Genomic DNA, 3,331 nt, shown 5'->3' on the forward strand with positions numbered 1-3,331 from the left:
TACCGCTTTGGCCGTCCTTACCGCGTGGATACGGTGCTGATCAGCACCCAGCACGCACCAGAAATCTCGCAGGAAGAAATTTATCAGGCAATTACCCAACATGTCATTTACCCGGTGCTGCCGCCGGAAATGGTGGATGATCAATTGAAAATTTACGTCAACCCCACCGGTCGTTTTGTGATCGGCGGCCCGATGGGCGATTCGGGTTTGACCGGCCGTAAGATCATTGTGGATACCTACGGCGGCATGGGGCGGCACGGCGGCGGTGCCTTTTCCGGTAAAGATCCGACCAAGGTGGATCGTTCGGCAGCCTATGCGGCCCGCTGGGTTGCCAAGAACATTGTCGCTGCCGGGCTGGCCGAACGGGTTGAAATTCAGGTTGCCTATGCAATTGGGGTTGCCCGTCCGTTAAGCATTAATGTGGAAACCTTTGGCACCGGAACAATTCCGGATGAGGAAATTGCACAACTGATCAGCGAACATTTTGATTTGCGCCCCGGCGCAATTTTGCGTGATCTTGACCTGCGCCGCCCGATTTACCGTCAGCTGGCTGCCTATGGTCACTTTGGACGGGATGATCTAGACCTGACCTGGGAGCGTACCAACAAGGTGGAAGAATTAAAGCAGGCCGTGGCCGCCAAACTGGCAACTGCGGCGGATTAGGTACCGGATCCGGTTGAATTGGAGGACACCCGTCAGAGATGGCGGGTGTTTTTATTTTTCGGCCGGCGGGGCAGTTTGGCCGTAATCCAGCACCTCGCGCACCTGCGAATTGGGCAAAGCGGGCGAGATGATGCCTTTCTCTTCGAGGGCATCAATCAGGCGGGCGGCGCGGGTGTAACCGACTCGCAGGCGGCGCTGCAGCATGGTAATCGAAGCGCGTCCTTCGCGGCGTACCAGTTCTATGGCTTCTTTCAGCAATGGGTCACCGCCGCTGTCCTCGTCATCCCACAGCGGAGTTTGTTTGAGCGGAATGCCGGCGGGCAACAAATCTGCAGTGGCGGGGGTTGTGCTTTCGCCGCCGCTTTTCTCCCGAACCAGCGCTGCCTGTGAGCGCCAGTAATCCACCAGCCGTTGAATCTCCACATCTGAAACAAACACACCCTGTAAACGAACCGGAGCGGCGGCATCCGGGGCTTGAAAGAGCATATCACCGCGCCCCAGCAGCCGTTCGGCACCGGGCTGGTCGAGGATGACCCGGCTGTCCACCGAGGATGCCACCGCAAAGGCGATGCGCGCCGGGAAGTTGGCTTTGATTAAACCGGTCACCACATCCACCGAGGGACGCTGAGTGGCAAGAATCAGATGAATGCCGGTAGCCCGCGCCAGCTGCGCCAGGCGGGTGATGGCACGTTCGGTTTCATCGGGAGCGAGCATCATCAGGTCAGCCAGTTCGTCAATCACCGCCACCAGGTAGGGCAGCCGTTCGGTGGGGTGGCGGGCGTTGAAGTCCTGAATATTGCGGGCGCCGCTTTGTGAGAATTTGTGATAACGGGCATCCATCTCGCGCTGCAGCCACTGCAGTGCGCCAATCACCCGTTCGGTATCCACCACGACGGGCGCAAGCAGGTGGGGAATGCCGTTGTAGCCGGTCAGTTCCACCCGTTTGGGGTCAACCAGAATCAGGCGCATATCGGCAGGGGTATTATTCAGCAGCAGGCAGGTGAGAATGGAATTGACACACACCGATTTGCCGGAGCCGGTTGTTCCGGCAATCAGCAGGTGCGGCATCGCGGCCAGATCCACCGCTACCGGCTTTCCGGCGACATCCTTGCCGAGCGCAAAACGCAGCACCGAACGAATGCGTTTGAACGCCTCGCTTTCAAGGACTTCGCGCATCGAAACCCGGCTGATTTCGGTATTGGGCACTTCAATGCCCACGTAAGCCCGTCCGGGCACGGGCGCCTGAATGCGGATGCGGGGTGCCGCCAACGCCAGCGCCAGGTCGTCGGCCAGTGAGGCGATCTTGGATACCCGCACGCGAGTTCTGCCGGAGCGGGTTTCGATAAAATCCGGCTCAACGCCAAACCGGGTCACCGTCGGCCCGCGCGAAATATCTACCACGTGGGCGGGTGCGCCAAAGGATGCCAGCGTTTCTTCGATCAATTTGGCGCGTTCCTGTTCCAGATTGGTCTGCTGGGCGGCAGGCGTGGCCGGGTCGAGAATCGAGTCAACCGCCGGCAATTCCCAAATAAATGCGGCAGCGCTGGCGGATGTTTGGTGGGAGGGAGAGGTGACAACATTGTCGGCATGCCCGGCCGGCTGGGGTTGCGGTGCAGGCGGGGCGGGTTGCGAGGTTGCTGTCGAGGAGGCGGCTCTTTCCCGCCGCGGCGGGGTTGAACGCTGGGGCGCTGCCGGCGGCAGGGGTTGAAATTCGGGTGGGAGTTCTTCGGATTCGCTTTCTTGCATGGAGTCGCGCGGGCGGCTGGCAACCGCCTGACGGATTCGTTGTTGCATGCCGCTGAATAGCGGCGAAATGCGCCGCATCAATTCCGGGATGGAAAGATCAAAGGTGAAAACCAGTGCAATCATCAGCCATGCCAGCAGAACGATGAGCGCCCCTGCAACCCCCACGCTGGAAGTGAGCAGTCGCAATAAAAAACCGCCAAGGATACCTCCGCCTTTGCCCAATTCGGCCAGCTCCATCTCGCCGCCGGCAAAAAGGTGCATCCATGAGAGGAGGTTGAGGTAAAGCAGCAAACCACCGGTCAATCGTTCAGCCGAAAGGCGCGGCAGTCGTTCAAAACTGCGGAAAACCAGCCATAGACCAACGGCAATGAACAAGAGAGGCAGAAGATAGGCGCCCCAGCCGGTGATGCGTGAAAGGAAGGAGATCCACGCGCCGGTAATCGTTGAGCGCTGCGAAGAGAGCAGACTGAGCAGGGTCAGCAAACCGACAAAAGCCAGAAACACCCCCAGCAAATCTAATTTTCGATCCAGCGAAAGAGAAGGAAGGGATAATCCGCCGGAGCTGCCGCTGCTCCTCGCGGAGCGTGAGCGGCTGGCTGACGGTGAGTTTCGCTCCGGCTTACGTTTGATTGAACGCTCTGCCGTTTTGCTGCGCCCGCGCGCAGGAGATTGGGGGGCGGTTTTTCGGCTCTTGGAAGGATGTCTTGCCAATTCAAGCCACTCCATTCGGAAAAGGTGTTCTATATCCATTATAGCCGGAATCGCTCAAAATGCTGGCAGATGAGGGCGATAATTGACCCGAATCATCTCGCCCGTTGTGGGCATTGAAGATGCCTGAAAGCACTTGAATTGTTAGCAAAATATTCAAAGTCTGTAAGAGTTCCATTAGAGGTCTTACAAATCACTTGACTTGTGGTATTCG

General features: G+C 58.4%; 2 protein-coding genes. One reads left to right on the forward strand and one right to left on the reverse strand.

Translation table 11 applies throughout. The annotated features are described in order from the left end of the window. The coding region (metK, locus tag VAE48_RS01530) for a methionine adenosyltransferase (RefSeq protein ID WP_322791544.1) at positions 1-663 on the forward strand (663 nt) is incomplete at its 5' end. 51 nt (positions 664-714) lie between these two features. Here metK and VAE48_RS01535 read toward each other — a convergent pair. Next, complete coding sequence (locus VAE48_RS01535) at positions 715-3,120, reverse strand: FtsK/SpoIIIE family DNA translocase (RefSeq protein WP_322791545.1); 2,406 nt, start codon at positions 3,118-3,120, stop codon at positions 715-717. Positions 3,121-3,331 lie beyond the last annotated feature (211 nt).

The organism is Bellilinea sp., from assembly GCF_034432615.1.
Classification (GTDB): domain Bacteria; phylum Chloroflexota; class Anaerolineae; order Anaerolineales; family Anaerolineaceae; genus Bellilinea.